Genomic DNA, 21,598 nt, shown 5'->3' on the forward strand with positions numbered 1-21,598 from the left:
AGACGATGTCCTGGGGCCTTTTCATGCCCACAGAAAAATGGAGGTTGCACCGTGTCCCACATAGCCCCACTGATTACCGTCCTGATCCAAACCAGCTCCAGCCTGCCGGCCGAACGATTCTGGGTTCTGACGATGATGGTTTTCACCTACATGCTTGGACGTTTGTTCATCTTGTGGCGAATGACTTGAGAACAACGCAAACAGCTCTGCACGGGCCTTGATCTGCAATCAGGGTACCCGTTGCCCGGATAAGGCAATGCACTGTTATGGATACGGAGAGGGAGATGGTGTCCCAGGGCAGGTTCGAACTGCCAACCTTCCCCTTAGGAGGGGGATGCTCTATCCAATTGAGCTACTGAGACCCGGAGGTAAGTGCCTGATACGGCACAAAGGACGGCGTGCATGTTAACGACCAACGCCGTATTTGTCATGTCGTGTGTAGGGCTTTTTACAGGAAACACCAGGACGCAAGAGCAATCGGCGGCCCATCATCGTGCAAATTGCATCACTGCAAAAAGCCATTATTGCAAAGTGCAATTCATCGCTGCCGTAATCCACATATAACTTGTTGTTTTTATGGGGTTTGACGACCTGTAGACTTCTGGCACGCGGCCTGCTTAATTCCCCGGAACAAGCAGCCTAGAGATGGTGCCCATGAACAGCGTCCTGTTTCTCCTGAATGCGACAGCCATCGCCATATTGGTGGCCTTTCACTTTCAACCCGACGATGCAGTCTCCAGCCCCCTCTCCTCCACCCATTACGGCCAACGCCTAGCCCCACGATTGGCCATCCTGAAAACTCAGGTAGAACCTGGGGATGTGACCCGGATTGCTACAGGACAGCCTCTGCAGCAGGCTCCAGGGCCTACACAACACTGGGCGTTCTAAGACCACGATATCGGAAGCCATTTATGTCCACCGCAGCGAAAAGCCTGCTTATCCTGACACTCCTCAGTGGCATCGCCGCCATGGCATTGCCCGAGGAAACGCTCAGCCACATTTCCTTGGCCGCCTGCGGCTTGTTCTTCTGCTTGTCGCTGGTTGCATTGCTTGCCGGACGCAAGATCAAGTTCGATCCGGTACTGCGCTGATCCCATGCTGGCGCAGTATCTCCAGTAGATACTGCAGGGTGTCCTGCAATTGCGCGGAGTTATCCAGGCGTACTACCTGCTGCTCCTCCAACCAGGCTGAATCGGCGAATTGCTCATTGCGCCGCAGGCGATTCTCGATCTCCGACAGGTCTTCCCTGGCCCTGCGCAGCAAGCGCTGGCGCAATACCTCGGTGTTCACCGTCAGAACGATCGCAATCAGGTCTGGATAGCGTTGCCGGGCCTGGGACAGGTACCCTCGTGAACCGTTGACCAAGACATGGCGTCCTTGAGCCAGCCATTGATCGATCTGGGCTGGAATCCCATAACCCAAGCCATTGGCTCGCCATGACAAGGCGAAATCTCCGCGTGCCGCCTGCCGCTCGAATTCCTCGACCGAGACTTCGTGAGCGTCCTCTCCCACCGACTCGGCTGAACGCGTAATGACCCGTCTTGCGACCTCGCACCCCAACTCCCTCAATGACGGCTTGGCCGCATCGATCAAAGTATCTTTGCCAGCTCCCGAAGGTCCCATCAAATAAATGAGTCTACCTGGCATGGAACGCATCCCCGAGCAGTGCCACTAGTAAATCGGCCATTTGCCACTATCCTCTAACAGGTAGGGATTATGATGCTCACCCGCATCGCGTGCACCTTCGCTAGTGCATCAGCGCTCTCGCAGGAAGAGAGAATGCGGCCAACAACGCGGATCAGCGATCTTTTCAAACCAGTCCGCATTTCTGATAATTGGTGCTGGCATAACGCCTTTATCCAGTTCAATATTTGTCACAGAATTGGCGCCAATGATCTGGCGAGCTTGAGGCATGATGCGGGCCTCTTAACAATTCAGGTTGAACATTTGGCAATCAGGCTTGTCCTAAAAAACAGCCCGCGGCCAATTCCGAGAACCGCTCCCCTGAACTAACCGGTTAAATATATGCGCCCATTGAAACAGGCAATTTATTCCAGCCGTACGGCTGACAAGTTCGTCGTACGTCTGCCCGACGGGATGCGTGAACGCATTGCCGAGGTGGCTCGCAACCATCATCGCAGCATGAACTCCGAAATCATCGCGCGCCTGGAACAGAGTCTTATTCAGGAAGGCGCCTTGGGTGAAGAGCTAAGCATGCGCCTGGACAGCCCCGAACTGTCCTTGCATGAACGCGAACTGCTTCAACGTTTCCGCCAACTCTCACATCGCCAGCAAAACGCCTTGGTCTCGCTGATCGCCCATGACGCCGAAATGGCCGCAGACGCCACCTGATTTCACCCAGAACACTCAAGCCAGCCTAATAGCTGGCTTTTTTTTGCCCGCAAAAACAACGAAGCGCCATCAAGGCGCTTCGATAGAAAACCGGCATGCAAATGGGTTTAGAGCAGGAAGATGGTCGCCAGGCCAAGGAAAATGAAAAAGCCACCGCTGTCGGTCATAGCGGTGATCATCACACTGGCGCCCATCGCTGGATCCCGCCCCAGGCGCGCCAGGGTCATAGGGATCAATACCCCCATGAGGGCCGCCAGCAACAGGTTCAAGGTCATGGCGGCCGTCATGACCACCCCTAGCGACCAGCTTCCATAGAGCATGTAGGCCACGGCACCGATCACCCCACCCCAGATGAGGCCGTTGATCAAGGCTACCGCCAGCTCCTTGCGCATCAGCCGCGAGGTATTCCCAGTGCTCACCTGATCCAAGGCCATCGCCCGCACAATCATGGTGATGGTCTGGTTACCCGAGTTGCCGCCTATCCCGGCAACAATGGGCATCAGCGCCGCCAGCGCCACCAGCCTCTCGATGGAGCCCTCGAACAGGCCAATCACCCTAGATGCCAGGAATGCCGTAATCAGGTTGATCGCCAACCAGGCCCAACGGTTGCGCAAGGACTTCCACACCGACGCGAAGATGTCTTCCTCTTCACGCAGACCGGCCATGCTGAGAACTTCGCTCTCGCTCTCCTCGCGGATCAGGTCGACCATTTCATCGATGGTCAAACGCCCTATCAGCTTGTCGTTCTTATCGACCACCGGTGCCGAAATAAGGTCATAACGCTCGAATGCCTGGGCAGCGTCATAGGCATCTTCATCGGGATGAAAACTCACCGGATCGCTGGCCATGACTTCCGCGACCTGCTTTTCAGGGTCATTGACCAACAGTCGCTTGATCGGCAGCACCCCCTTGAGCACACCGTCGTAGTCCACGACGAACAACTTGTCAGTATGGCCGGGCAGCTCCTTCAGGCGCCGCAGGTAACGCAGGACCACTTCAAGACTGACATCCTCGCGAATGGTCACCATCTCGAAGTCCATCAATGCGCCGACTTGCTCTTCGTCATAGGACAACGCAGAACGAACGCGCTCACGCTGCTGCCCGTCAAGGGCCTCCATCAGCTCATGGACAACGTCTCGCGGCAGCTCGGGAGCCAGGTCAGCAAGTTCGTCGGCGTCCATCTCCTTGGCCGCAGCCAGGAGCTCATGATCGTCCATGTCGGCGATCAGGGTTTCACGTACGGAGTCGGATACTTCGAGAAGGATGTCGCCGTCACGCTCGGCCTTGACCAACTGCCAGACGGTCAGACGCTCTTCCAGGGGCAAGGCTTCGAGGATATAGGCGACGTCGGCGGAGTGCAGGTCATCGAGCTTGCGCTGCAACTCGACCAGATTCTGCCGATGGACCAGGTTTTCCACCCGGTCATGATGGTGGCCTTCCTGACGATGCGTCAGGTCTTCGACCACTCGCTGGCGCTGCAGTAGCTCAACGACCTGAGCCAGGCGGTCCTGCAGGCTTTCCTGCGTTTTCTTTACTTCTACTTCGGTCATAGGCGAACTCCACTCCCAGCAGAGGAGCACGCCGGAAGGATCAATCAGTCAGTTCATGATTGTGAAAACGAGATACTGAGTAACTACTGGGTAAGTCCATGGAGATATTCCACAAGCCCCGGCGGGGCTGACGGGCGCAATCATACACCGCCTGGCGGTTTTAGACGCTAAAAAATCACGGCAAGAACAAGCGCTTGCGACATAAACCTGAGCAAAGCCCGAATCTACGAAACTGCGACGCTTCGGCGAAAAAAGAAAACACACACCGAGAGAAAAAAGCCTGTGGCGCATTGGCGCACAGGGAATTCGACTGCACACGGGACCAGCCGTTCCAGACGAACGAAGAAGAAAGAGAGAAGATAAAAATCGCTAAAAACAAAAAGCCCGTATCTTTCGATACGGGCTTTTTGATATATGGTGCACTCGACAGGATTCGAACCTGTGACCGCTCGGTTCGTAGCCGAGTACTCTATCCAGCTGAGCTACGAGTGCATTTGTGCTTTTAGACCAGACCACAACTGGTTGAAACCGAGTTATTCATATCGCTACAACTAACTCTTAAATGGTGCACTCGACAGGATTCGAACCTGTGACCGCTCGGTTCGTAGCCGAGTACTCTATCCAGCTGAGCTACGAGTGCATTTTGTGCTTTTAGACCAGACCACAACTGGCTGAAACCGAGTTATTCATATTGCTATAACTAACTCTTAAATGGTGCACTCGACAGGATTCGAACCTGTGACCGCTCGGTTCGTAGCCGAGTACTCTATCCAGCTGAGCTACGAGTGCATATGTTGCCGCGCATTATAGCCCGTCAAATCATTTTGTTAAGCACTTTTTCTAGTAAATTCAATAACTTACAGAAGAAGCCAGATTACGACGTGCTAAGCAAATAATGGCGGAGAACGGGGGATTCGAACCCCCGACACCCTTTTGAGGTGTACTCCCTTAGCAGGGGAGCGCCTTCGGCCACTCGGCCAGCTCTCCGCAACACGGGGCGTATATTAACCACCTTTCTCCCCGTTTGCAAACAAAAAAAACGAGAAAAATTAATGGCTTGGTTCTTCGTCCTTCTCTTTCTTTATCCGCAGGTAGATTTCCTCGCGGTGAACCGCCACTTCTTTGGGGGCGTTGACACCAATACGCACTTGATTACCTTTGACGCCGAGCACCGTCACGGTGATTTCGCCATCACCAATGATCAAGCTTTCTGCGCACCGACGAGTCAGAATCAGCATACCTTTCTCCTCACGCATTACATTTCAGGGACTACAGTCTGCAAAAAAAAGGGTGTCGGCCTACAACCTGGTCGGCAGTAGTCCTACACGCCTAAGTATTGACTAGCGTGGACGAAAGAACAGCTTTCTTCCACGCCGATCAAAAACACAAAGGGCGCGGTCAGACCGCGCCCCTTTCAAACACGCATCACTCGCCCTGTCGGGCTGGCGCGTCGAGCTCGAACGCGGTGTGCAGGGCACGTACCGCCAGCTCCAGGTATTTCTCTTCGATCACGACCGAAACCTTGATTTCGGAGGTGGAGATCATCTGGATATTGATGCTCTCCTTGGCCAGCGCCTCGAACATCCGGCTGGCCACGCCCGCATGGGAGCGCATGCCGACACCCACGATCGAGACCTTGGCGATGTCGGTATCGCCGACCACTTCCCGTGCGCCGATTTCACGCGCGGTGTTCTCCAGCACATTCTGTGCGGCCAGATAGTCGTTGCGATGCACAGTGAAGGTGAAATCGGTGGTGTTATCGTGCGAAACGTTCTGCACGATCATGTCGACTTCGATGTTCCCTGCACTGATGGGGCCAAGGATCTTGAAGGCCACGCCAGGGTTGTCTGGCACGCCACGGATAGTCAGCTTGGCTTCATCGCGATTAAAAGCGATGCCGGAAATGATCGGCTGTTCCATGGATTCCTCTTCATCAATAGTAATGAGGGTGCCCGGACCCTCTTGGAAGCTGTGCAACACGCGCAGCGGAACGTTGTACTTACCGGCAAACTCGACCGCACGGATCTGCAGCACCTTAGAACCGAGGCTGGCCATCTCCAGCATTTCCTCGAAGGTGATCTTGTCCAGGCGCTGGGCCCGGGCAACCACCCGCGGGTCAGTGGTGTAGACGCCATCCACATCGGTGTAGATCTGGCACTCGTCAGCCTTCAAGGCCGCGGCTAGCGCCACACCCGTGGTATCGGAGCCACCACGGCCCAGGGTTGTAATGTTGCCGTGCTCGTCAACACCCTGGAACCCGGCAACGACAACCACACGACCAGCCTTCAGGTCGCCACGAATCTTCTGATCATCGATCTGTAGGATTCGCGCTTTATTGTGAGCGCTATCAGTCAGGATGCGGACCTGGTTGCCGGTGTAGGACACCGCCGGGATACCACGCTTGATCAAGGCCATGGCCAACAACGCGATGGTCACCTGCTCACCCGTGGACACGATCACATCCAGCTCACGGGGAACCGGCTGGGATTCACCACTGATCTGCTTGGCCAGATCGATCAGGCGGTTGGTTTCGCCACTCATCGCCGACAGCACAATCACCAGGTCGTCGCCAGCTTCGCGGAACTTCTTCACCTTGTCGGCAACCTGCTCGATCCGCTCGATAGAGCCGACCGAAGTGCCTCCAAATTTCTGTACGATCAAAGCCATTTTCTAAGCCGCCTCAGCCCGTCAAGGGGCGCCCGTTAAACAATAAAACTGCACAGCGCAAGGACCCGCCACTAGACGACGGGTCCGGTCGGCGCCTTAAATGCCTTGCTCGACAAAGGCCACGGTCAGGGCCAGCGCGGCATCCAGCGCAGCAGCATCCACACCACCACCCTGTGCCATGTCTGGACGACCACCGCCCTTGCCGCCCACTGCCGCAGCAGCCTGCTTCATCAAATCACCGGCTTTGAGTTGGCCAGTCAGGTCCTTGGTTACGCCAGCAACCAGCACGACCTTTTCCTCATGGACACTGCCGAGCAGGATCACTGCGCGACCGAGTTTGTTTTTCAACTGATCCACCAACGCCAGCAGCGCCTTGCCATCCTGGCCGTCGAGCCGGGCCGCCAGTACTTTTACGCCTTTGATGTCGGCCGCCTGGGAAGACAGGTCATCACCGGCAGCCGCTGCCGCCTTGGCTTGCAGTTGCTCCAGCTGTTTCTCCAGCAGGCGGTTGCGCTCAAGCACCGCCGCCAGCTTGTCGATCAGGTTGTCACGGCTGCCCTTGACCAGGACCGCCGCTTCCTTGAGTTGCTCTTCGCCCGCATTGAGGTAGGCCAGGGCCGCAGCACCGGTGACCGCCTCGATACGCCGAACACCGGCAGCCACGCCACCTTCGCTGGTGATCTTCAACAGACCGATGTCGCCGGTACGGTTGGCGTGGATACCACCGCACAACTCGACCGAGAAGTCGCCGCCCATGCTCAGCACGCGCACGCTATCGCCATACTTCTCGCCGAACAGCGCCATGGCGCCCTTCTTCTTGGCGGTGTCGATATCGGTCTCTTCGGTTTCCACCGCGGTGTTCTTGCGGATCTGGGCGTTGACGATGTCTTCCAACGCCTTGATCTGCTCCGGCTTGATCGCTTCGAAGTGGCTGAAGTCGAAACGCAGGCGCTGGCTGTCCACCAGCGAGCCCTTCTGCTGCACATGCTCGCCCAACACCTGGCGCAAGGCCGCGTGCAGTAAGTGGGTAGCCGAGTGGTTCAGCGAAGTGGCATGACGCACGTCGGCGTCGACCTGGGTTTCAACCGAGGCGCCAACGCTCAGGCTGCCCTTGACCAGTACGCCGTGATGCAGGAAAGCACCACCGGTCTTGGTGGTGTCGCGTACATCGAAACGCGCGCCACCGGCTGCCAGGAACCCGCAGTCACCGATCTGGCCACCGGACTCAGCGTAGAACGGGGTCTGGTCGAGGATCACCACGCCCTCCTCGCCTTCGCCCAGCACCTCGACCGATTGCCCTTCCTTATAGAGAGCAACCACCTTGGCCGAGCCGCTGGTGGCGTGATAACCGGTGAACTCGGTGGCCACATCGACCTTGACCAAGCTGTTGTAGTCCATGCCGAAGGAACTGGCGGAGCGAGCGCGTACACGCTGGGCTTCCATCTCGCGCTCGAAACCTTCCTCGTCCAGGGTCAGGTTACGCTCACGGGCGATGTCACCCGTCAGGTCCATGGGGAAACCGTAGGTGTCATAGAGCTTGAACACCACGTCACCCGGAACCACGCTGCCCTTGAGCTCGGCCAGATCCTGCTCGAGGATCTTCAGGCCCTGCTCCAGGGTCTTGGCGAACTGCTCTTCTTCGGCCTTGAGCACACGCTCGATATGCGCCTGCTGGCTCTTGAGCTCGGGGAAGGCCTCGCCCATCTCGGCCACCAGCGCAGCAACGATCTGGTAGAAGAAGCTGCCCTTGGCGCCCAGCTTGTTGCCATGGCGGCACGCACGGCGAATGATCCGACGCAGCACATAGCCGCGACCTTCGTTGGAAGGCAGCACGCCATCGGCGATCAGGAAACCGCAGGAGCGGATGTGGTCGGCCACGACTTTCAGCGAGGCCTGGCCGTCGTTGCTGCAACCGATCGCCTTGGCCGCTGCGGCCAGCAGGTTCTGGAACAGGTCGATCTCGTAGTTCGAATGCACGTGCTGCAGTACGGCACTGACGCGCTCCAGGCCCATGCCGGTATCCACCGACGGCGCTGGCAGCGGGTGCAGCACGCCGTCGGCGGTGCGGTTGAACTGCATGAAGACGTTGTTCCAGATCTCGATGTAGCGGTCGCCGTCTTCTTCCGGCGAGCCGGGTGGGCCGCCCCAGATATCGGCGCCGTGATCGTAGAAGATCTCGGTGCAAGGGCCGCAAGGACCGGTGTCGCCCATGGTCCAGAAGTTGTCGGAGGCGTAAGGCGCGCCTTTGTTGTCGCCAATGCGCACCATACGCTCGGCCGGAACCCCGACTTCCTGGGTCCAGATGTCGTAGGCCTCGTCGTCGGTGGCGTAGACGGTGACCCAGAGTTTTTCCTTCGGCAGGTTCAGCCACTTCTCGGAAGTCAGGAAGGTCCAGGCGAAGGTGATGGCGTCACGCTTGAAATAGTCGCCGAAGCTGAAGTTGCCCAGCATTTCGAAGAAGGTGTGGTGACGTGCGGTATAACCGACGTTTTCCAGGTCGTTGTGCTTGCCACCGGCGCGGACGCACTTCTGGCTGCTGACAGCGCGGGTATAGGCACGCTTTTCCTGGCCCAGGAAGCAGTCCTTGAACTGGTTCATCCCCGCGTTGGTGAACAGCAAGGTTGGGTCGTTGCCTGGGATCAAGGAGCTGGAGGCTACACGGGTGTGGCCCTGCTCTTCGAAGAAGCGGAGGAAGGCTTCACGGATTTCTGCGCTTTTCATTAGGTTCTTCCACGGAGACTGCGGCCAAAGGCCTGTGCGCAACGTCAACAGACGAAACGACGGCAAAGGGCCGCATTATATCGGCGTTAATCACTTGGTACAGTGTGTTTGTACGATACAAACAGTCAATTGGACGGAGAACACTGTCACTTGCGAGAAAACTCGGCAAAAGTGCTCACCACTTGGTCGATTTGCCCACGCTCGACGTCCAGATGAGTCACCAGGCGCATCCTTGGTGCGGCGCTCAGACGCACACCCCGCTCACCCGCAAAGGCCTTGAGGGCCTCGGCCCGCTCACCCAACTGCACATAGACCATATTGGTCTGCACCGGCTCAACGCTGTAACCCGCCGCGCGCAAGGCTTCGGCCAACAACTGCGCGTTGGCGTGGTCGTCCGCTAAACGCTGCACCTGATGATCCAGGGCATACAAGCCCGCGGCCGCCAGCCCTCCAGCCTGACGCATGCCGCCACCGACCATCTTGCGCAGGCGCCGGGCCTTGCCAATCAGCTCGCTGGAACCGCAAAGCCCCGACCCGACCGGCGCCCCCAACCCTTTTGACAGGCATACCGATACCGAATCGAAGTGCTCGGTAATGGCGCGGGCCTCCACCCCCAGCTTCACGGCTGCGTTATACAAGCGCGCGCCATCCAAGTGCAGGGCCAAGCCGTGCTCGCGACTGAATGCGCGCGCCTGGGCCAGATAACCCAACGGCAGGACCTTGCCCTGCATGGTGTTTTCCAGCGCCAGCAGGCGAGTACGGGCGAAATGGAAGTCATCGGGCTTGATCGCCGCTGCCACCTGGCCCAGGTCCAGCGAACCATCGGCCTGGACCTCCAGTGGTTGCGGCTGGATCGAGCCCAGCACCGCCGCGCCACCGCCCTCGTATTTGTAGGTGTGGGCTTGCTGCCCGACGATGTATTCGTCGCCACGCTCGCAATGAGCCATCAGCGCCAACAAATTACTCATGGTGCCGGAAGGCACGAACAGCGCCGCAGCGAACCCCAGGCGCCTGGCCAGCTCGGCTTCCAGCTGGTTGACCGTCGGATCCTCGCCGTACACGTCGTCCCCGGTGCGGGCGCTGGCCATGGCATCGAGCATGCCGGGAGTCGGCTGGGTCACGGTGTCACTACGAAGATCGATCACGCTCATCACATCTGGCCTCGCTGCTGGCCCCTCGGGCCCGGTTAAGACAGGGAATTCCCTTTCGGACGTGAATTACTGCCGTCTCACCCCCGAATAATCAAGCAACAACTTTAGAAAAAACTGATCCTGAGCAGGGAAAATCTGACAAGAACCCAAAGGGACGATGTTTTCCTGGGCAGACTGTGTTAAAAATCCACCGCCCGGGCCAAAGCCACGGGCACACGTTCTCAGGGCGGGGTGTAATTCCCCACCGGCGGTAATTGCACGCAATGTGCATAGCCCGCGAGCGCTTGGCACCATCGGCAGCTTGCCTGCAGGTGATGACAAGGTCAGCAGACCCGGTGTGATCCCGGGGCCGACGGTCATAGTCCGGATGAAGAGAGAACGGGATTAGCACCGAAGGGCCGCTGCCGAACCGTCGTGGGTAATCCACGCGGGCCCTGCGCGCACCCTTGAATCCCATTCGATTCATGCATGCCCTGTTTTTCATACAAACAGGAGTCAGAACAGATGCAACTCTCTGCTATCGATAGCAAAAGCAAACACCATCCCAACGAGCGCGTCGCCTTTGTCCAGGCTTGCTGGCACAAGGAAATCGTCGATCAGAGCCGCCAGGGCTTCCTCACCGAAATGCTTGCCCAGGGCTACCAGGAAAGCGATATCGACTTCTTCGAGGTCGGTGGCGCCTTCGAGATCCCGCTGCAAGCCAAGCTGCTGGCCAAGTCCGGTCGCTATACCGGGATCGTCGCGGCCGGCCTGGTGGTGGACGGCGGCCTCTACCGCCACGACTTCGTCGGCCAGGCGGTGATCAACGGACTGATGCAGGTGCAATTGGAAACCGAAGTGCCGGTGTTCTCGGTGGTGCTGACCCCGCATCATTTCCATGCGGGCGAAGAACACCAGAAGTTCTTCTTCGAACACTTCGTGGTCAAGGGTCGGGAGGCGGCCATCACCTGCGCCGACACCCTGAACAAGACTCGCGCCCTGCGCCGTAACGAACAACGCGCAGTCGCAGTGTAAGGACTGCAACAAGGCAGCCCGCCACGGCGGGCTGCCTTGTTGGCTTGCAGTATCAGCTCAGGCCATCGGCCGTGGCCGGCACGATCAGGATCCCGGCACGCAAGCCATTCTTGACCTTGGGATTGGGGAAAATGATCCGCGCGCCCTTCTCCTCGATGACCCAGCGGGTCTGGGCAATGTCCTCGGCCAGCAGGTAACCCATCTCCAATTCGGAAAAGTTCTCCACGTCCGCTGGCAAGTGCAGTTGGAAGCTGTCGCTGTGCTTGATCACTTCCCGAGAGACACTGAACAACTTCAATCCTTCGAGGCTGTCCTGCTCTGCGGGCGGCTCGCTGCCCTCGATCAGTTGCTTGAGCCGGGTTTCCAGGCGCTCGACATTGACCCCCTGGTTCTGCCCGAACGGCCGGGCCTTGCCCAGCTCCAGGGTGAAGGACTCGGCGCCCAGTTGATCGTAGGTGTAGGCGCTGAAAACGATCGACGGCTTGTTCTGCAACAGCACCGCCTCCATGCCGCAGGCCCGCAGGCGCGCCAGTTCGCGACGCGAATGCTGGCGTCCGTCCTTCCACGGGTACAGGGCGAACTGCTCGATCTTCGAACCGCGAATGGCCGTATGCAGGTCGTAGTGCAGGCACTCGCGCCCCGGCACGCTGAAGAAGCTCGCCGCCAGGTGCTCCAGCTCACAGGCGCGCAAGGCCTCATTACCACTGCTCAACTCATGCCGGCCGTTGAACAGTCGATTGACATCCTGCTCGACGAAACGCTCGCCGCGGCGCATGGCCTCGGGGTTGCCGAACAGGAACAGGATACGGGCGCGGGGCTTCAGGTCGCCCCGGGCGATGTCATGCAACAGGCGGTCGAGCAACTCGATGGGAGCGGTCTCGTTGCCGTGGATGCCGGCGGACAACAACAGGTCCAGCCCGTTGTCGCGCGCCTCGGGGGGGCGCACTTCCAGCGCCCCCTCGCTCAGCCAGCGCATGCGCACGCCGTCGACAGTCAGTTGAGTCTTCTCTGCCGGTTCACGGCCGGCGAGGGTCAGTTCAAGCAGTTTGCCGAGGGCGAGCATAGAGCGCGTTCCTTAGTGAGCGTGGCCGCAGCCAGGGCCGTGTACGTGATCGTCGTCGCCAGCGTCGGCCGGCTCCATTTCCAACTGCAGGCTGACCAGGTTGGTCGCCAGTGGACGCAGCAGCAGGCTGGCGTACTCCTCGTCGCCCTCCTCCACGTCCACGCCGATCAGCAACTGGCCACGGCCGTCCTGCTGGATCCACACTTCCTTGCCTTGCCACAACACCGCAAAACGGGTGCAGGAAGTTTCCTGCTGGGCGCCTTCGGCATCTTCAAGGATCAGTTGCAGGGTATCGCTCATGGGTCGGTTCTCGTCTGGGGTGAAGCACCGCACCCGGATCGTCCGGGTGCGGGCTGTCAATTGATCTGGAAAGGATAAACCGCGCCCAGTTTAAGGATTTGCGTCAACTCATCCAATGCCGTCCGGCACTCGACCAGCAGTTGCGGGTCCGCCAAGTCGCTTTCGGCCAGACGGTCGCGGTAATGCTTGCCAACCCATTGGGTCAGGGTCTCGTACAGCGGCGCGGTCATGATCACGCCAGGGTTGACCGCCGCCAGCTCGGTTTCGTTGAGCGCCACGCGCAGGCGCAGGCACGCCGGGCCACCGCCGTTCTGCATGCTCTGCTTGAGATCGAAGACCTTCACCTCGCGGATCACACCGCCTGAGCTGGTGAGGTTTTGCAGGTATTGCCAGACCCGCTCGTTGCTGCGGCACTCTTCAGGCACGATCAGCAACATGCTGCCATCGGCACGAGACAACAGCTGGCTGTTGAACAGATAGGAGCGTACCGCGTCCTCTACCGACACCTGGGAGCGAGGCACACAGATCGCCTGGAAGTTGGCGCCGCGCTTGCCCAGCTTGGCCTGCAGCTCGGCAAGCATCGTGTCGGTGTGGAGGAAGGCATCCTCGTGGTAGAACAGCACCTCGCCGTTACCCACGGCGATCACATCGTTATGGAACACGCCCTGGTCGATCACTGCCGGGTTCTGCTGGGCATAGACCACGCCCTCCTCGCCCAGCCCATGCAACCTGGCCACGGCCTGGGACGCCTCCAGGGTCTGGCGCGCCGGATACTTCTGCGGAGCCGGGTAGCGCGTATCGAAAGCACTGCGACCGAAGACGAAGAACTCGACGCCAGCCTGGCCATAGTCACGGCAGAAGCGCGTGTGGTTGGCCGCGCCCTCATCACCGAACTGCGCCACTGCCGGCAAGGCCGCGTGGTGGGCGAAGTGCTTCTGGTCGGCGAACATCGCCCCCAGTACCCGGCTGGTGGTCGGGTGCTCGATGCTGCGGTGGTACTTGCAGTTGAGGTTGGCGGCGGTGAAATGCACACGGCCATCGGCGGTGTCGGCACTCGGGCTCACGGTGGCGGCGTTGGCCACCCACATGCTCGAAGCCGAGCAACTGGCGACCAGCAACGGCATGGCCTGCTTGGCCGCCTGCTGAATGACCTGCGCATCCGTTCCGGCAAAGCCCAGGCTACGCAGCGCAGCCACATCCGGACGCTCCTGCGGGGCGAGCACACCCTGCTGGAAGCCCATGTCCATCAGCGCCTTCATCTTCGCCAGGCCCTGCAACGCCGCTTCCTTAGGATTGGAGCCCTGCTGGCTATTGCTCTGGGAGGCGACGTTGCCGTAGGACAAACCGCCGTAGTTATGGGTCGGCCCCACTAGACCGTCAAAATTGACTTCATAGGATTTCATCAGCGAGGCTCCACGAATCTGCTTGTTATAGGCATCGATATCAGTACAGGTCTTTGAGGCCAACGACGCCCGTTTCAGGAGACGTTCGCAGCCTGCGGCAGCGGCTTCATCGACGCCCCACCGCTGTTTGCAGCCGCTGCCGTGGAGCGCCAGGGGCACTCCACGGCTTCTCATCAATCCAGGCGCACGCCCGGGGTCAGCGCTCCGGGCAAGACCAGGCTCGGAGTCTCCAGGGAGGCTACCGGGTACGCGCAGTAATCCGCGGCGTAATAGGCGCTGGCCCGATGGTTGCCCGAGGCCCCCACGCCACCGAATGGCGCGCTGCTGGCAGCACCGGTCAACTGCTTGTTCCAGTTGACGATCCCGGCCCGGCTCTGCAACCAGAACTGCTGGTAGCGCTCTTCGGAATCCGACAGCAGGCCGGCCGCCAGGCCGTACTGGGTATTGTTGGCCTCGGCGATGGCGCCATCGAAATCAGCGTAGCGGATCACTTGCAGCAACGGCCCGAACAGCTCCTCGTCAGGTCGCTCGGCCACCGCCGTGACATCCAGGATCCCCGGAGTCAGCAGTGCGGCCTGGGCCTGGGGCTGGGTCATTTCCAGCAGGGCCACGGCGCCGTTGGCCAACAACTGGCGCTGGGCATCCAGCAGTGCCTGGGCGGCGCCCAGGGAGATTACCGAGCCCATGAACGGCGCTGGTTGCTGGTCGAAGGCACCCACCTCGATGGTCGAGCTGACCGCCACCAGGCGCGCCAGCAACGAGTCGCCCCAGGCGCCTGCCGGCACCAGCAGGCGGCGGGCACAGGTACAGCGCTGGCCGGCCGAGATGAAGGCGGACTGGATGATGGTGTACACCGCGGCATCCAGGTCCGCGACCTGGTCCACCACCAACGGGTTGTTACCCCCCATCTCCAGGGCCAGGATCTTGTCCGGACGCCCGGCGAACTGCTGGTGCAGGTGGTTGCCGGTACGGCTGGAGCCCGTGAAGAACAGGCCATCGATCCCTGGGTTGGCGGCCAAGGCGATCCCGGTTTCCCGGGCGCCCTGCAACAGGTTGAGCACGCCCGCCGGCAGGCCGGCCTCGATCCAGCACCGGACCGTCAGCTCGGCGACCTTGGGCGTCAGCTCGCTGGGCTTGAACAGCACACTGTTACCCGCCAGCAGCGCCGGCACTATGTGACCATTGGGCAGGTGGCCGGGGAAGTTGTAGGGGCCGAACACCGCCACCACGCCATGGGGCTTGTGTCGCAGCACGGCGGTGGCGTCGCCCAGCGGACCGCTCTTCTCGCCGGTGCGCTCACGGTAGCTTTGCACCGAGATGGCGATCTTGTTGACCATGCTGGTCACTTCCGTGGTCGCCTCCCACAACGGCTTGCCGGTTTCCTCGCCAATGCAGCGGGCCAGTTCGTCGGCACGGGCCTTGAGGCCGGCAGCGAAGGCTTCGAGCACGCCGATGCGCTCCTCCAGGGAACGCTTGGCCCAGGCTGGGAATGCCTGGCGCGCAGCATGCACCGCGCTATCCACCTGGGCGGGCGTTGCGCCGTTGCCGGACCAGATGACCTCCTGGGTCACCGGATTGACGGAGGTGAAGGCTTCACCCTGGCCGGCCAGCCATTGGCCGGCGATGTACAACGTGCTCATTATTTCGACTCCCGAGAAGCAGACAGCGGAACCGCGCGGACCTGGTCGCCGGCGTTGAGTTGCAGGCGCTTGGCGGTCAGCGGATCGACCACCAGGGTGCCCGAGGCGAAGCGCGCCGGCGCCGCGGTGATACGGCACTCCTCACGCTTGCGGTTGTGGATCAGGAATGGCGTGGCGTCGTCGCCCGGGGTGCCGATGGCCAACACCAGCGCCTGGCTGTCGCGCACCGCGCGGATCTTGCTGGTCTCGCACTCCACCGCCGGGCCGGCGTCGAAGATGTCGACATAACCCTGATAGCTGAAGCCCTCGCTCTTGAGCATGGCCAGGGCCGGCTCGGTGTCGGTGTGGACCTTGGCGATGACGTTGCGCGCGTCCTCGGAAAGAAAGCAGGTGTAGAGCGGGAACTTGGGCATCAACTCGGCGATGAAAGCCTTGTTGCCAACGCCAGTGAGGTAGTCCGCCTGGCTGAATTCCATCTTGAAGAAATGCCGCCCCAGGCTTTCCCAGAAGGGCGAGCGCCCCTGCTCATCGGACATGCCGCGCATCTCGGCGATGATCTTGTTGCCGAACAGTTGCGGGAACTCGGCGATGAACAGCATGCGCGCCTTGGCCAACATGCGGCCGTTGAGGCCGTTACGGTAGTCGGCATGCAGGAACAGCGAACACAGCTCGGAGTTGCCGGTCAGGTCGTTGGCAAGGAACAGCGTCGGGATCTCGCGGTAGATGTTCAGTTCCTGGGAAGCGCTGACGGTCAGGCCCACCCGGAAGTTGTACCAGGGCTCACGCAGGCCGACCGCACCGGCGATGGCGGAAATCCCCACCACCCGGCCGTTGTCGTCCTCCAGCACGAACAGGTAGTCCGCATCGCCGCGCTCGGCTTCACCGCGAAAGGTCTTCTCCGCCCAGCCGACCCGATGGGTCAGGCGCTCTTCGTTGGCCGGCAAGGTGGTGAGGCCGGTGCCGGTGCTGCGGGCCAGGTCGATCAGCGCGGGTAAATCGCTGCTGCGTACGGGACGAACGATCATGCTATCTCCTCAGACGGACGCCTTTGCCGGCGCCCGCGAAACTCGCTGCTTTGCAGACAGGCTTTCCAGGTCGTGGAAGCCGCCGTTAAACCGCCACCAGGCGCACGCTGGCACCTTCACCGACGCCCAGGGCCTCGGCTGCTTGCAGATCCAGGGTCACTGGCTTGCCCGGCGCGTAGTCCAGCTCCAGCAGCACCGCGCGGTAGTCCTGCAACTGGCCGTTGGAAACCAGGTACTGGCGACCGCCGCCCTTGAGCGCTTCGCCGATCCTGACCGGCACCACGCGGCTCTGGGCAATCGAACGGATCCCGGAAACCCGCGCATGCAGGGTCGGGCCGCCGTCGAAAATATCGATGTAGTGATCGGTCTCGAAACCTTCGCGCATCAGGATGTCGAAGGTGATCTGCGCCCGCGGATGCACCTGGCCCATGGCTTCCTGGGCGGCGTCCGGCAGCAGCGGCACGTAGATCGGATAATGCGGCATCAGCTCGGCCAGGAAAGTCCGGCTCTTGAGGCCGCACAGGCGCTCGGCCTCGGCATAGTTGAGATCGAAGAAATTGCGTCCGATGGCATCCCAGAACGGCGAGTCGCCATTTTCGTCGCTGTAGCCAACGATCTCGGTCACCACCGAATCGGCGAAGCGTTCCGGGTGGTTGGCCACGAACAGCAGGCGGCCACGGGAGTTGAGCTCGGCCCAGGGCGTGCCCACCAGGTCGCGGACCACATAGAAACTGGTCAGCAGGCTGTTGCCGGTCAGGTCATGGCACTGGGACAGGACATGGATCTTGTTGTGGATCTTCAGCTCGCGGGACGCATGGACGAAGGTTTCGTTGCGAAAGCTGTAGAACGGCTCGGAGTAGCCCGCCGAGGCGACGATGGCCGAGCAACCCACCAGCTTTCCGCTTTCGCTGTCCTCGAGGACGAAGAAATAGCTCTCTTCACCGTTGAAGCTCACTTCCGCGGCGAACGAAGCCTCGCTCGCGGCGATCTTGTCGCGCAGGCGCTCCACATCGTCCGGCAAGGAGGTGACACCAATCGGGCTGTCTGCAGCCAGACGCTGTACCTCGCCCAGATCGGCCATTTGCGCGGGGCGCATCACCAGCATGGTGTCACTCCTTACTCTAAAACAGGTCGGAAACCGTCCGACTCAGGGAAAAAAATGCCGGGATAGCCCGGCACAGGAATTAGTGCTCGACGCCAGGAAAAAACACCGGCGCCGAGAAATACCACCGCCTGGATCAGGCTTGGGTCAGTTTCGCCACGGCGCGCTCGAAGCGATCCAGGCCCTGGTCGATATCGGCATCCTCGACCACCAGGCTCGGGGCGAAACGCACCACGTCCGGACCGGCTTGCAGAATCATCAAGCCTTCTTTCTCGGCCGCGTTGAACACGTCCTTGGCCTTGCCCTTCCAGGCATCGCTAAGTACGCAACCGAGCAGCAGGCCCAGGCCACGGATTTCCGTGAACAGGCCGTACTTGGCGCCGATCTGCGACAGACGAGTCTTGAAGCGATCGTGCTTGGCCTTGACGCCATTGAGCACTTCGGGGGTGTTGATCACGTCCATCACCGCCCCAGCCACTGCACAGGCCAGCGGGTTGCCGCCGTAGGTAGTGCCGTGGGTACCGACTACCAGGTGCTTGGCCAGCTCTTCGGTGGTCAGCATTGCTGCGATCGGGAAGCCGCCACCCAGGCTCTTGGCGCTGGTGAGGATGTCCGGGGTGACGCCGTAATGCTGGTAGGCGAACAGCTCGCCGCAGCGGCCCATGCCGGTCTGCACTTCGTCGAACACCAGCAGCGCGTTGTGCTGGTCGCACAGCTCACGGGCACCTTGCAGGTAGGCCAGCTCGGCCGGCAACACGCCGCCCTCGCCCTGGATCGGCTCCAGCACCACGGCGCAGGTCTTGTCGGAGATCGCGGCTTTCAGCGCGGCCAGGTCGTTGTATGGCACATGGGTGATGCCGGTGATCTTCGGACCGAAGCCATCGGAATACTTGGACTGGCCACCAACGTTGACGGTGAACAGGGTGCGACCGTGGAAGCTGTTGAGCGCTGCGATGATTTCGTACTTCTCGGCACCGAAGCGATCATGGGCCACGCGACGGGCCAGCTTGAAAGCGGCCTCGTTGGCCTCCGCACCGGAGTTACAGAAGAATGCACGCTCGGCGAAGGTGGCGTCGATCAGCTTGTGGGCCAGGCGCAAGGCCGGCTCATTGGTGAATACGTTGGAGACATGCCACAGCTTGTTCGCCTGCTCGGTCAGGGCGCCCACCAGGGCCGGATGGGCATGGCCCAGCACGTTGACCGCGATGCCGCCGGCGAAGTCGATCAGCTCCCGTCCCGCCTGGTCCCAGACTCGAGACCCCGCGCCGCGCACAGGAATGAAAGCCGCAGGTGCGTAGTTGGGAACCATCACCTGGTCGAAATCGGCGCGTTGCACCGGAGCTTGCTCAACGGACATCGGAGTCTCCTGAAGAGGAACACCCGCCTGGAACTGGCGAGCGATGGAGGGATTGTAAGGACAGTTTTGTGCCCGGCCTTGTCGCCAAGCGACAACTTCTTATAGCGCCAACCCCGGTTTTTCGCGGGTTTATGGCAATGCGACAAATAGCGTCGCAAAGGCGCAGTTTAAACTGCGTGGCGCCTGAACGGCAGGTTTGCCGGGCTAATTATCCGCTTGGCCGGTAACGCCGCTCACGCCTCTTTTTAGCCGCCGGGCGCACAACGTTCGCAAGGCTGACAACGCCAAGCGCCAGTAGCGCTCAGATACCCCTGGCGACCCGCACAAGCCATGCACGACCTTCAGCAGCGGCTACACCAGGCACCGAGCTGGAAGGGAGCGGATCAGCCGCGCTCGGCGGGTACGGAGGAGAGTTCGAAGGGGCTGCTGCTACGCCGCTGGTTACGGTCTTCGCGCGGGGTGGCGCCAAAGAAATTGCGGTAGGCGCTGGAGAAGTGCGGTCCGGAGGAGAAGCCGCAGGACAGGCCGATCTGGATGATCGACTTGCTGGTCTGCATCAGCATCTGCCGTGCCTTGTTCAGCCGCAGCTCCAGGTAGTACTGGCTCGGCACACGGTTCAGGTACTGTTTGAAGATCCGCTCCAGCTGGCGACGAGATACGCAGACGTGCTGGGCGATCTCGTCAGTGGTCAGCGGCTCCTCGATATTGGCCTCCATCAGCAATACCGCCTGAGTCAGCTTCGGATGGCTGGAGCCCAGGCGGTTCTGCAGCGGAATGCGCTGGCGCTCGCCACCTTCGCGAATGCGTTCGACCACCAGTTCTTCGGATACTGCCCCAGCCAGCTCGGCGCCGTGGTCACGCGCCAGCACCGCCAGCAGCAAGTCCAACACCGACATGCCGCCACAGGCGGTCAACCGATCACGATCCCAATCGAACAAGTGACTGGTGGCGATAACCTTGGGAAAACGCTCGGCAAAATCATCCTGCCAGCGCCAGTGCACCGCTGCCCGATAACCATCGAGCAGGCCCAATTGGGCCAGCGGATAAACGCCTGCGGACAATCCGCCCACCACACAACCGGAGCGCACCAATTGCTTGAGCGCGGTACCCAGTGCCGGGCTCATGGGCGCCGGCGGCTCGTCCGCCAGCAGGAACAGTTTCTGGCACCCTTCAAGCTTGCCCGCCCAAGGCTCGCCCGGCAGTTGCCAGGTACCTTGCGCAGGAGCCTCGGCCTGGAGAAAGGCCAGCTCATAGATCACGTCCGGATGAACCCGCTGGGCGACGCGCAAAGCCTCCTCGGCCAGCGCCAGCGTCAAGGCTTTAGTGCTGGGCCAAATCAGGAAACCAATTCGATGGGCAGTCATGGCGGGCAATCCGAAACGAAAACAGGGTAGGAAACCAAGGGCGGCTGCACCAAGTTAGACCATCTGGCGCAGGGCGCTCAGCATGACCTAATTTGGTGCATTACGGCAGCTATTACTTGAGACTGCCGGAGAGGAATTGTTGCAAACGTTCTGATTGCGGATTCACCAGCACTTCCCGTGGATTGCCGCTTTCCTCCACCAGCCCCTTGTGCAGGAACACCAGTTGATTGGAGACCTCGCGGGCAAAACCCATCTCGTGGGTCACCACCACCATGGTCCGGCCTTCCTGGGCCAGGGACTGCATGACCTTCAGCACGTCACCCACCAGCTCCGGGTCCAGGGCCGAGGTTGGCTCGTCGAACAGCATGACCTCAGGCTCCATGGCCAGGGCACGGGCGATCGCTACGCGCTGCTGCTCGCCACCGGACATGTGCCCCGGGTAGGCATCCTTGCGATGCGCCACACCGACCTTGGCCAGGTAATGCTCGGCCTTCTCGCGAGCCTCGGCCTTGGATACGCCCAATACATGCACCGGGGCTTCCATGATGTTCTCGATGGCGGTCATGTGCGACCACAGGTTGAAGTGCTGGAACACCATCGACAGGCGCGAGCGCATGCGCTGCAACTGCTTGGGGTCGGCGGCCTTGAGGGCGCCGTCCTTGTTGGCCACCAGCTTCAGCTCTTCATTGTTCAGCAGGATCTTCCCGGCGTGGGGTTGCTCCAGCAGGTTGATGCAGCGCAAAAAGGTACTCTTGCCCGAGCCACTGGAGCCGATGATGCTGATCACATCGCCAGCCGCGGCCTTCAGGGACACACCCTTGAGCACTTCATGACTGCCATAGCGCTTATGCAGGTCTTGGACTTCAAGTTTGTACATGCGGTCGGTTCT

At 60.6% G+C, this 21,598-nt stretch carries 20 protein-coding genes, 5 tRNA genes and 1 riboswitch; of the genes, 3 read left to right on the forward strand and 22 right to left on the reverse strand.

The window, feature by feature from the left end; genetic code table 11:
* Positions 1-21 precede the first annotated feature (21 nt).
* Both I9018_RS23540 and I9018_RS23545 read right to left on the reverse strand, forming a co-directional pair.
* Positions 22-228 (reverse strand): hypothetical protein, encoded by a 207-nt coding sequence (locus I9018_RS23540; protein WP_141698135.1) that lies wholly within the window; start codon positions 226-228, stop codon positions 22-24.
* 57 nt (positions 229-285) lie between these two features.
* Positions 286-362: transfer RNA gene (locus I9018_RS23545), tRNA-Arg, on the reverse strand.
* A gap of 549 nt (positions 363-911) precedes the next feature.
* On the opposite strand from I9018_RS23545, the gene I9018_RS23550 reads away from it, so the two are divergent.
* Entirely contained in the window at positions 912-1,091 is a 180-nt protein-coding gene (locus tag I9018_RS23550) for a PA3371 family protein (RefSeq protein ID WP_124347014.1), read from the forward strand.
* Here I9018_RS23550 and phnN read toward each other — a convergent pair.
* The gene (gene phnN / locus I9018_RS23555) at positions 1,066-1,647 is read right to left on the reverse strand and encodes a phosphonate metabolism protein/1,5-bisphosphokinase (PRPP-forming) PhnN (RefSeq protein ID WP_068584661.1); all 582 of its coding nucleotides are present in this window, start codon (positions 1,645-1,647) and stop codon (positions 1,066-1,068) included. The two genes, I9018_RS23550 and phnN, sit on opposite strands and share 26 nt — an antisense overlap.
* Positions 1,648-1,755: 108 nt before the next feature.
* Entirely contained in the window at positions 1,756-1,914 is a 159-nt protein-coding gene (locus tag I9018_RS23560) for a hypothetical protein (protein ID WP_164823720.1), read from the reverse strand.
* A gap of 111 nt (positions 1,915-2,025) precedes the next feature.
* Between I9018_RS23560 and I9018_RS23565 the strand changes: the two genes are divergently transcribed.
* Positions 2,026-2,352, forward strand: coding sequence for an Arc family DNA-binding protein (locus I9018_RS23565; RefSeq protein WP_003204761.1), 327 nt, complete (start codon positions 2,026-2,028; stop codon positions 2,350-2,352).
* A gap of 107 nt (positions 2,353-2,459) precedes the next feature.
* On the opposite strand, the gene mgtE is transcribed toward I9018_RS23565, so the two are convergent.
* The 9 genes from mgtE to ltaE all read right to left on the reverse strand — a co-directional run bounded on the left by mgtE (position 2,460) and on the right by ltaE (position 10,441).
* Positions 2,460-3,902, reverse strand: coding sequence for a magnesium transporter (mgtE, locus tag I9018_RS23570; RefSeq protein WP_241107630.1), 1,443 nt, complete (start codon positions 3,900-3,902; stop codon positions 2,460-2,462).
* A gap of 415 nt (positions 3,903-4,317) precedes the next feature.
* Positions 4,318-4,394, reverse strand: a tRNA-Arg gene (locus I9018_RS23575).
* A 71-nt stretch (positions 4,395-4,465) separates the two neighbouring features.
* Positions 4,466-4,542, reverse strand: a tRNA-Arg gene (locus I9018_RS23580).
* 72 nt (positions 4,543-4,614) lie between these two features.
* A tRNA-Arg gene (locus I9018_RS23585) sits at positions 4,615-4,691 on the reverse strand.
* 107 nt (positions 4,692-4,798) lie between these two features.
* Positions 4,799-4,889 (reverse strand) — tRNA-Ser (locus I9018_RS23590).
* Between the two features lie 62 nt (positions 4,890-4,951).
* Positions 4,952-5,140, reverse strand: a complete 189-nt coding sequence (csrA, locus tag I9018_RS23595; protein WP_002554426.1) for a carbon storage regulator CsrA — start codon at positions 5,138-5,140, stop codon at positions 4,952-4,954.
* 187 nt (positions 5,141-5,327) lie between these two features.
* Complete coding sequence (locus I9018_RS23600) at positions 5,328-6,569, reverse strand: aspartate kinase (protein ID WP_124347011.1); 1,242 nt, start codon at positions 6,567-6,569, stop codon at positions 5,328-5,330.
* A 96-nt stretch (positions 6,570-6,665) separates the two neighbouring features.
* Positions 6,666-9,290 carry an alanine--tRNA ligase gene (alaS, locus tag I9018_RS23605; protein WP_241107631.1) on the reverse strand — a complete coding sequence of 875 codons (2,625 nt, stop codon included), beginning with the start codon at positions 9,288-9,290 and terminating at the stop codon, positions 6,666-6,668.
* A 146-nt stretch (positions 9,291-9,436) separates the two neighbouring features.
* Positions 9,437-10,441, reverse strand: coding sequence for a low-specificity L-threonine aldolase (ltaE, locus tag I9018_RS23610; RefSeq protein ID WP_241107632.1), 1,005 nt, complete (start codon positions 10,439-10,441; stop codon positions 9,437-9,439).
* A gap of 213 nt (positions 10,442-10,654) precedes the next feature.
* A riboswitch (FMN riboswitch) is annotated at positions 10,655-10,825 on the forward strand.
* Between the two features lie 120 nt (positions 10,826-10,945).
* Here ltaE and I9018_RS23615 point away from each other — a divergent pair.
* Positions 10,946-11,455 carry a 6,7-dimethyl-8-ribityllumazine synthase gene (locus tag I9018_RS23615; RefSeq protein ID WP_068579381.1) on the forward strand — a complete coding sequence of 170 codons (510 nt, stop codon included), beginning with the start codon at positions 10,946-10,948 and terminating at the stop codon, positions 11,453-11,455.
* Between the two features lie 52 nt (positions 11,456-11,507).
* Here the strand turns inward: I9018_RS23615 and astE are convergent, their stop codons facing one another.
* The 9 genes from astE to I9018_RS23660 all read right to left on the reverse strand — a co-directional run bounded on the left by astE (position 11,508) and on the right by I9018_RS23660 (position 21,586).
* On the reverse strand, positions 11,508-12,518 hold the full coding sequence (gene astE / locus I9018_RS23620; RefSeq protein WP_241107633.1) for a succinylglutamate desuccinylase: 1,011 nt from the start codon (positions 12,516-12,518) through the stop codon (positions 11,508-11,510).
* Between the two features lie 12 nt (positions 12,519-12,530).
* Positions 12,531-12,818 carry a hypothetical protein gene (locus tag I9018_RS23625; RefSeq protein WP_022640322.1) on the reverse strand — a complete coding sequence of 96 codons (288 nt, stop codon included), beginning with the start codon at positions 12,816-12,818 and terminating at the stop codon, positions 12,531-12,533.
* Between the two features lie 56 nt (positions 12,819-12,874).
* Complete coding sequence (astB, locus tag I9018_RS23630; protein ID WP_068579502.1) at positions 12,875-14,221, reverse strand: N-succinylarginine dihydrolase; 1,347 nt, start codon at positions 14,219-14,221, stop codon at positions 12,875-12,877.
* A 173-nt stretch (positions 14,222-14,394) separates the two neighbouring features.
* Positions 14,395-15,864 carry a succinylglutamate-semialdehyde dehydrogenase gene (gene astD / locus I9018_RS23635; RefSeq protein ID WP_164487356.1) on the reverse strand — a complete coding sequence of 490 codons (1,470 nt, stop codon included), beginning with the start codon at positions 15,862-15,864 and terminating at the stop codon, positions 14,395-14,397.
* A complete protein-coding gene (gene astA / locus I9018_RS23640) occupies positions 15,861-16,886 on the reverse strand; it encodes an arginine N-succinyltransferase (protein WP_068579392.1) in 1,026 nt (341 codons plus the stop codon). Before astA ends, astD begins: the two co-directional genes overlap by 4 nt.
* Positions 16,887-16,971: 85 nt before the next feature.
* Positions 16,972-17,991, reverse strand: coding sequence for an arginine/ornithine succinyltransferase subunit alpha (gene aruF / locus I9018_RS23645; protein ID WP_068579395.1), 1,020 nt, complete (start codon positions 17,989-17,991; stop codon positions 16,972-16,974).
* 133 nt (positions 17,992-18,124) lie between these two features.
* Positions 18,125-19,345, reverse strand: a complete 1,221-nt coding sequence (locus I9018_RS23650; RefSeq protein ID WP_152898624.1) for an aspartate aminotransferase family protein — start codon at positions 19,343-19,345, stop codon at positions 18,125-18,127.
* Positions 19,346-19,728: 383 nt separating this feature from the next.
* Positions 19,729-20,709 (reverse strand): transcriptional regulator ArgR, encoded by a 981-nt coding sequence (gene argR, locus I9018_RS23655; protein ID WP_124347006.1) that lies wholly within the window; start codon positions 20,707-20,709, stop codon positions 19,729-19,731.
* A 112-nt stretch (positions 20,710-20,821) separates the two neighbouring features.
* Complete coding sequence (locus I9018_RS23660; protein WP_068579404.1) at positions 20,822-21,586, reverse strand: ATP-binding cassette domain-containing protein; 765 nt, start codon at positions 21,584-21,586, stop codon at positions 20,822-20,824.
* Positions 21,587-21,598 lie beyond the last annotated feature (12 nt).

Source organism: Pseudomonas sp. MPFS, from assembly GCF_022537035.1.
Classification (GTDB): Bacteria; Pseudomonadota; Gammaproteobacteria; order Pseudomonadales; family Pseudomonadaceae; genus Aquipseudomonas; species Aquipseudomonas sessilinigenes.